The sequence below is a fragment of the Lutaonella thermophila genome (assembly GCF_055387725.1).
In genome coordinates this window covers 1,605,279-1,612,500 of the sequence record NZ_AP043783.1, presented here as the reverse complement: position 1 = coordinate 1,612,500, position 7,222 = coordinate 1,605,279, and the positions used below count along the sequence as shown (strand labels likewise).

7 protein-coding genes and 1 rRNA gene (1 of these 8 running past the window's edge) are annotated in these 7,222 nt (G+C 35.0%); 6 read left to right on the top strand and 2 right to left on the bottom strand.

Going from position 1 to position 7,222, the window contains the following annotated elements; genetic code table 11:
- A 16S ribosomal RNA gene (locus tag ACZ5CF_RS07580) occupies positions 1-314 on the bottom strand (it extends 1,217 nt beyond the left edge of the window).
- 346 nt (positions 315-660) lie between these two features.
- Complete coding sequence (locus ACZ5CF_RS07575; protein WP_464578627.1) at positions 661-1,341, bottom strand: DUF4294 domain-containing protein; 681 nt, start codon at positions 1,339-1,341, stop codon at positions 661-663.
- A 105-nt stretch (positions 1,342-1,446) separates the two neighbouring features.
- On the opposite strand from ACZ5CF_RS07575, the gene ACZ5CF_RS07570 reads away from it, so the two are divergent.
- The 6 genes from ACZ5CF_RS07570 to ACZ5CF_RS07545 all read left to right on the top strand — a co-directional run bounded on the left by ACZ5CF_RS07570 (position 1,447) and on the right by ACZ5CF_RS07545 (position 7,193).
- Complete coding sequence (locus tag ACZ5CF_RS07570) at positions 1,447-2,535, top strand: M42 family metallopeptidase (protein WP_464578626.1); 1,089 nt, start codon at positions 1,447-1,449, stop codon at positions 2,533-2,535.
- Positions 2,536-2,538: 3 nt separating this feature from the next.
- Complete coding sequence (locus tag ACZ5CF_RS07565) at positions 2,539-3,087, top strand: NUDIX hydrolase (RefSeq protein ID WP_464578625.1); 549 nt, start codon at positions 2,539-2,541, stop codon at positions 3,085-3,087.
- 54 nt (positions 3,088-3,141) lie between these two features.
- Entirely contained in the window at positions 3,142-3,507 is a 366-nt protein-coding gene (locus ACZ5CF_RS07560) for a DoxX family membrane protein (protein ID WP_464578624.1), read from the top strand.
- A 184-nt stretch (positions 3,508-3,691) separates the two neighbouring features.
- The gene (locus ACZ5CF_RS07555; protein ID WP_464578623.1) at positions 3,692-4,177 is read left to right on the top strand and encodes an acyl-CoA carboxylase biotin carboxyl carrier protein subunit; all 486 of its coding nucleotides are present in this window, start codon (positions 3,692-3,694) and stop codon (positions 4,175-4,177) included.
- Positions 4,178-4,190: 13 nt separating this feature from the next.
- On the top strand, positions 4,191-5,639 hold the full coding sequence (gene accC / locus ACZ5CF_RS07550; RefSeq protein ID WP_464578622.1) for an acetyl-CoA carboxylase biotin carboxylase subunit: 1,449 nt from the start codon (positions 4,191-4,193) through the stop codon (positions 5,637-5,639).
- Positions 5,640-5,651: 12 nt separating this feature from the next.
- Positions 5,652-7,193, top strand: a complete 1,542-nt coding sequence (locus ACZ5CF_RS07545) for an acyl-CoA carboxylase subunit beta (RefSeq protein WP_464578621.1) — start codon at positions 5,652-5,654, stop codon at positions 7,191-7,193.
- Positions 7,194-7,222: the final 29 nt, after the last annotated feature.

The following is a 7,222-nucleotide window of genomic DNA, read 5'->3' as shown; positions in this document are numbered from 1 at the left end:
GGGATCTCCCTCTCAGGACCCCTACCTATCGTAGCCATGGTGTGCCGTTACCACACCATCTAGCTAATAGGACGCATAGCCATCTTTTACCGCTTATCGCTTTAATTATTACTCGATGCCAAGCAATAATACTATGGGGTATTAATCCAAATTTCTCTGGGCTATCCCCCAGTAAAAGGTAGGTTCTATACGCGTTACGCACCCGTGCGCCACTCGTCAGCAAGATTGCAAGCAATCTCCTGTTACCGTTCGACTTGCATGTGTTAGGCCTGCCGCTAGCGTTCATCCTGAGCCAGGATCAAACTCTTCATTGTTTGTCTGTATATATTATCTAAATAAGCAAACTAACAACAAAAAAAAGCTTATCCCAGCCATTACTCAAAAGGACGGTCTTGCTTAAATTATTTCTGCGCTCTAAATCTCTTTAAAACGCGTGCTGTTAACAGTATTTCAATGATCCTATATTTCTCTATCTTTATCAACTCCCTTATCGAAAGCGGGTGCAAATATAGAAAAGGATAAAAACTAACCAAAATATTTTTGAAAAATTTTTACCTCTTATTTATCAACACTTTTGTTAATAATTTGGAGAACTTAAATAACCTTCTGATTTTGAAGCAAAAGGACGGTAAAGATAACACATTTTCTTGTAGTGACCAACTAATTGGTTTCTGATTTTTTTTTCCATTTATTGGTTAAATTCCAATAATTGAATTGTAATGCTGTTGGTTGTTTTTCTAACCTGCCAGCTGCAAATGCTCTTTGTAATATATCTTCGATTAAATAATCTTCATGAACGGCCTCTGGATTGTATTCTTCTTTTAATGAAATATTAAACATTTTTGCTGTAGTGTTATACCAAAATGCCCTCCATCCGCTACGAAGATCTTTTACTAAATTAAAAGCTGTTTCGCCTGTTTGTCTGTGAATTAGCTTAACTAAAATTTGTCCTTCTGTTCTGGTTAGTTTTTTTAACTCGGCAGAAAACTCTTCCTCTATATATTTTTGAATAAGCTTTGTGTACTTTTTTCTTTTACGTTTAGATTTTATTTGCTCAAGCCTATTGTTGAGTTCTACAAGCCTCACTGCAGCCAGTTTTGCATACGGATATACTTTTAGTGTTTTTCTTTGAAGAATGTAATAGTTTAATTTTTCTTGATATGAATCGAAAGTTAGCTTTCCGAACACATAAACCTCTTCTAACTCTATTGCGCTTTTAACAATAGAGTCTCCTTCCATAATTATATATTGTTTTTGAATAGAGTCTAACGGTTTATCTTTTACTTGTGCAAATAAAGTAGTTGAGTATAAAAGCAAACTTATTACTAAAAGGTATTTCATAACTAACCTAAAAACCAAAATCATTCCAAAATTACTAATAACCAAATTTACTACTATAATATAAAGGTGATTATTAGTATTTTCGTGCCAATAAAATTTAACACTATGGCACAAAATTCTATACTCAATAAAAAGTCTTTAGCCTTTTTAGAGCAATACCTTAATAATGCTGCCCCTACGGGTTATGAATGGGAAGGGCAAAAGATATGGATGGATTATTTAAAACCTTATGTAGATGAATTTATAACCGACACTTACGGAACAGCTGTTGGTGTTATAAACCCTGATGCTGATTACCGAGTGGTAATTGAAGGACATTCTGATGAAATTTCTTGGTATGTAAACTACATTACAGATAATGGCTTAATTTATGTTATTAGAAACGGTGGGAGTGATCACCAAATTGCCCCTTCTAAGGTAGTTAATATTCATACAAAAAACGGAATTGTTAAAGGAGTGTTTGGCTGGCCGGCAATACACACCAGAGATAAAAGTAAAGAAGAGCCGCCTAAAGTTGATAACATTTTTATTGATATAGGTGCAAAAGACAAAGAAGAAGTTGAAAAAATGGGGGTTCATGTAGGCTGTGTTATTACCTACCCAGACCAATTTCATATACTTAATAATGATAAATTTGTTTGTAGAGCAATAGACAACAGAATTGGCGGATTTATGATTGCAGAAGTAGCCAGGTTGTTACATGAAAACAACAAAAAGCTACCATTTGGTTTATACATAACCAACTCTGTACAAGAAGAAATTGGTTTACGTGGTGCAGAAATGATTACACATACCATAAAGCCTAATGCTGCTATAGTTACAGATGTTTGCCATGACACCACAACACCTATGATAGACAAAAAAACTCAAGGAGAAACCCAAATAGGCAAAGGTCCTGTAATTTCTTATGCTCCTGCAGTACAACATAAATTACGTGATTTAATTATAGAAACTGCCGAAGAGAAAAACATTCCGTTTCAGCGAATGGCTTCTTCTAGAATGACCGGAACAGACACCGATGCTTTTGCTTACAGTAATGGCGGGGTTGCTTCGGCTTTAATTTCTTTACCTTTACGTTATATGCATACCACTGTAGAGATGGTACATAAAAATGATGTAGAAAATGTAATAAAGCTCATTTACGAGTCTTTACTTAAAATAAAAGCCGGGGATAGCTTTAGTTATTTTGATTAAACTATGGATGAATTAGTAGACATACTCGATGCGCTTGGCCAGCCTACCGGAAAAACCTGTTTAAAAAGTCAAGCGCATCAGTATGGTTACTACCACCCCACTGTTCATGTATGGATTTATAATGATAAAAATGAAGTTTTGCTTCAACAGCGTTCTGCCTTAAAAAAAACGTTCCCACTGTTTTGGGATGTTTCTGTTGCAGGTCATGTAGCACACAACGAGCACCTTCTTGATGCTGCAGTTAGAGAAACAAAAGAAGAACTTGGCTTGACACTTTCTAAAAAATCGCTTCAAAAAATAGCTTATATAAAAGAAGAGCACATCCATTTAAACGGTATAAAAGATTTTGAATATCATACTGTTTTTTTAGCCTTTATACGATCAGAAAATATTTCAATACAAATAGATAATGATGAAGTTGCTGCTACGCAATGGATTTATTTTGATGATTTTAAAAAGCTTGTAACAACTACATCAAAAAAAATGAAGCTTGTACCCCACTCTAAAGAATATTACAATACAGTACTTTCTTATTTATCTGAACTCTCTTAACTTTAGTAGATTACTATTTAATTAAGAGGTATTTTAAATATTAAAAACAACAGCATGATTAAAACTATATTACTAATATTACTTGGGGTTTTCTTTTTTTTAAACGGTGTAAATCATTTGGTAAACACCCATATTTATAAAGAATACGCGCATAAAAAAGGACTTATATCACCTAAATTTATGGTTAAAATTAGTGGCGTTCTTTTAATTGCAGGCGGATTAAGTTTAGCTACAGGATATTTATTGCTTTATGGCATAGTTGGGTTATCGGTGTTTTTAATCATTGCTTCGTTTACCATTCACAGATTTTGGCAAGAAAAAACAAAAGAATTAAAACTTCTTGAAGGAATGCACTTTGCCAAAAATATGGCTATATTAACAGAGCTTATTTACATAGCCGATACTGTTACTAACCTTTAATAATTTAAGCGCCCCTCTTTTAAGTATAATTTCTAAATAACTACATGGTTTACTTTATTGGTAAACTTCAAAAAAAAACAGCTTATAATACGTTATCTAATAGAGTTTTGTGCTCATTATTGCTTTATAGTAAGTAGGTTTTAATCGTTATATTTACACTCAAAAATTTGTAAATAGCACGCAAATGAGTACTATTTTTAAAACTACTGTAAATAACGAGTTTGATTTTTCTGTTTCTTTAAACAAGGTTGAAAATTTAGATGTAAAGCCTCTTGGAAACAATTTATATCATGTGCTTCACAATCATAAATCTATAAAAGCTGCTGTAAAAAGTGTAGACTTCAATAAAAAAACATATCAGGTTTCTATTAACAATAATACTTACACCGTTGCTATTAAAAATGATTTAGATCAGCTAATAGAAGCTCTTGGCTTTGCTTCCGGAAGTAGTAAAGAAATTAATCAAATTAAGGCTCCAATGCCCGGTTTAATATTAGATATTGCTGTTTCTGAAGGGGCTGAAGTTAAAGAAGGAGACACGCTTTTGATTTTAGAAGCCATGAAAATGGAAAACATTATTACCTCGCCCAGAGATGGTGTAATAAAATCTGTTGAAGTTGCCAAAGGCAATGCTGTAGATAAAAACCAATTACTAGTAACTTTCCAATAGTAAACTAAGTTTTATGAAAAAAATACTTGTAGCCAACAGAGGGGAAATTGCTATACGTGTAATGAAAACGGCCAAAAGAATGGGAATTAAAACCGTAGCTGTTTTCTCTGAAGCAGACCGTAATGCTCCGCATGTTGAATTTGCAGATGAAGCAGTCTGTATTGGTCCGCCTCCATCAAATAAATCGTACTTATTAGTAAATAAAATTATAGAAGTAGCTAAACAGTTAAACGCTGATGCTATACACCCCGGATATGGTTTTTTAAGTGAAAATGCTCAATTTGCTGAAGCTGTAGAAAAAAACAATATCACTTTTATTGGTCCTAAATCCAAAGCCATACAAATTATGGGGAGCAAATTAGCAGCCAAAGAAGCTGTTAAACAATACAACATTCCCATGGTTCCCGGAACCGATAAAGCTATAAGCAATGTAGACGAAGCGATTGCAATTGCCAAAAAAATAGGCTTCCCAATTTTAATTAAAGCATCTGCCGGTGGCGGTGGTAAAGGAATGCGTATTGTAGAAAAAGAATCAGAACTTGCTTCGCAAATGGAGCGTGCTATAAGTGAAGCCCAATCTGCTTTTGGTGACGGTGCTGTATTTATAGAAAAATACATTGCCTCGCCACGCCATATAGAAATTCAGGTAATGGCAGACACCCATGGTAATTACATTCATCTTTTTGAACGTGAGTGTAGTATACAACGGCGACACCAAAAGGTTGTAGAAGAAGCTCCTTCTGCCGTGATTACTCCAGAACTTAGAGAAAAAATGGGGCAAGCTGCCATAAGTGTTGCCAAATCTTGTGATTATGTGGGTGCAGGTACTGTTGAGTTTTTATTAGATGAAAATAAAAACTTTTACTTTTTAGAAATGAATACAAGGCTTCAGGTAGAGCACCCTGTAACCGAAATGATTACTGGATTAGATTTAGTTGAGCTTCAAATTAGAGTTGCCAGAGGAGAAAAACTACCGGTTAAACAACAAGACCTAACTATTAATGGGCACGCATTAGAACTACGAGTATATGCAGAAGACCCATTAAATGATTTTCTTCCAAGTGTAGGAACGCTTAAAACATATACATTACCAAAAGGAAAAGGTATTAGAGTAGATAATGGTTTTAAAGAAGGAATGGAAGTCCCTATTTATTACGATCCAATGTTGGCTAAACTTATAACCTACGCCAAAACAAGAGAAGAAGCTATAGAGCTAATGAGAAAAGCAATAACAGATTATAAAGTAACCGGCGTAAGTACCACATTACCTTTTGGCAAGTTTGTATGCGAACATGAAGCATTTAGATCTGGCGATTTTGATACACATTTTGTAAAAAAATATTATGCTGCAGAAAGCATAAAAAAAGATCAACAACAAGAAGCAGAGCTTGCAGCATTATTAGCTGTTAAACAATATTTACAAGATGCACAAAAAGTAAGATTGCCTAAAAACCAATCGTAAAGCACTACTAAAATGAAAGATAAAAAAGCAATTCTTAAAGATAAATTAGATAAAGCAAAACTTGGTGGCGGTGAAAAAAGAATAGAAAAACAACACCAAAGTAACAAGTTAACGGCCAGAGAGCGTATTGCATATTTATTAGACGAAGGCTCTTTTGAAGAAATTGGAGCTCTTGTAACGCACCGTACTACAGATTTTGGTATGGATAAGCAAAAAATATATGGTGATGGCGTTGTAACCGGCTACGGAACAATTAATGGGCGTTTAGTATATGTTTTTGCTCAAGATTTTACTGTTTTTGGCGGTTCGCTTTCAGAGACCCATGCAGAGAAAATCTGTAAAATAATGGACTTAGCTGTAAAGGTAGGTGCTCCAGTTATAGGTTTAAATGATTCAGGAGGTGCCAGAATTCAAGAAGGTGTAAGGTCTTTAGGTGGTTATGCTGATATTTTTTACAGAAATGTCCAGGCATCTGGTGTAATTCCTCAAATATCTGCCATAATGGGTCCGTGTGCCGGAGGCGCCGTTTATTCTCCGGCAATAACAGATTTTACTATCATGGTAGAAGATACCAGTTACATGTTTGTTACCGGTCCGAATGTAGTTAAAACCGTTACCAACGAGAACGTGACCTCAGAGGAATTAGGTGGCGCCAGCACACATGCCTCTAAATCTGGAGTAGCACATATTACTACTGCTAATGATGTTGCTTGCTTAGACACTATTAAAAAACTACTAAGCTATTTGCCTCAAAATAACAAAGAGCTTCCTAAAAATCTACCATACGAAACAGATAATGAGCTTAGACCGGAGTTAGATACCATTGTGCCCGATAACCCAAACAAACCTTATGATATGCACCAGGTTATAAATGGTGTATTAGACAAAGATTCTTTTTACGAAATACACAAAGACTACGCAGAAAACATTATTGTAGGTTTTGCAAGATTAGGAGGAAGAAGTATTGGTATAGTTGCAAACCAACCAATGCATTTAGCCGGAGTTTTAGACGTTAACAGCTCTAAAAAAGCGGCAAGATTTGTTCGTTTTTGTGACTGTTTTAATATTCCTTTACTAGTTTTTGAAGATGTACCAGGATTTTTGCCGGGAACCGACCAAGAATGGAATGGTATTATTGTACATGGAGCAAAGCTGCTTTATGCCTTTAGCGAAGCAACTGTACCAAGAGTTACTGTTATTACAAGAAAAGCTTATGGTGGAGCATATGATGTAATGAACTCTAAACACATTGGTGCCGACATGAATTTTGCTTGGCCTACAGCAGAAATTGCAGTTATGGGTGCAAAAGGTGCAGCAGAGATTATTTTTAAAAAAGAAATTAAAACCGCTAAAGATCCGGAAGCAAAATGGAAAGAAAAAGAAGCAGAATATGCCGATAAGTTTGCCAACCCATATAGTGCAGCAGAACGAGGTTTTATTGATGAAGTGATAGAACCATACGAAACAAGAAAAAAACTATTAAAAGCTTTTGCCATGCTTGAAACCAAAAAACCTCAGCGACCGGACAGAAAACACGGCAACATACCTTTATAAATTAAAAAGCCCTGTAAATAGCAGGGCTT

Coding starts and splice junctions, on each gene's coding strand:
- ACZ5CF_RS07575 (WP_464578627.1), bottom strand. CDS start 1,341: ATGAAATACCTTTTAGTAATAAGTTTGCTTTTATACTCAACTACTTTA.
- ACZ5CF_RS07570 (WP_464578626.1), top strand. CDS start 1,447: ATGGCACAAAATTCTATACTCAATAAAAAGTCTTTAGCCTTTTTAGAG.
- ACZ5CF_RS07565 (WP_464578625.1), top strand. CDS start 2,539: ATGGATGAATTAGTAGACATACTCGATGCGCTTGGCCAGCCTACCGGA.
- ACZ5CF_RS07560 (WP_464578624.1), top strand. CDS start 3,142: ATGATTAAAACTATATTACTAATATTACTTGGGGTTTTCTTTTTTTTA.
- ACZ5CF_RS07555 (WP_464578623.1), top strand. CDS start 3,692: ATGAGTACTATTTTTAAAACTACTGTAAATAACGAGTTTGATTTTTCT.
- accC (WP_464578622.1), top strand. CDS start 4,191: ATGAAAAAAATACTTGTAGCCAACAGAGGGGAAATTGCTATACGTGTA.
- ACZ5CF_RS07545 (WP_464578621.1), top strand. CDS start 5,652: ATGAAAGATAAAAAAGCAATTCTTAAAGATAAATTAGATAAAGCAAAA.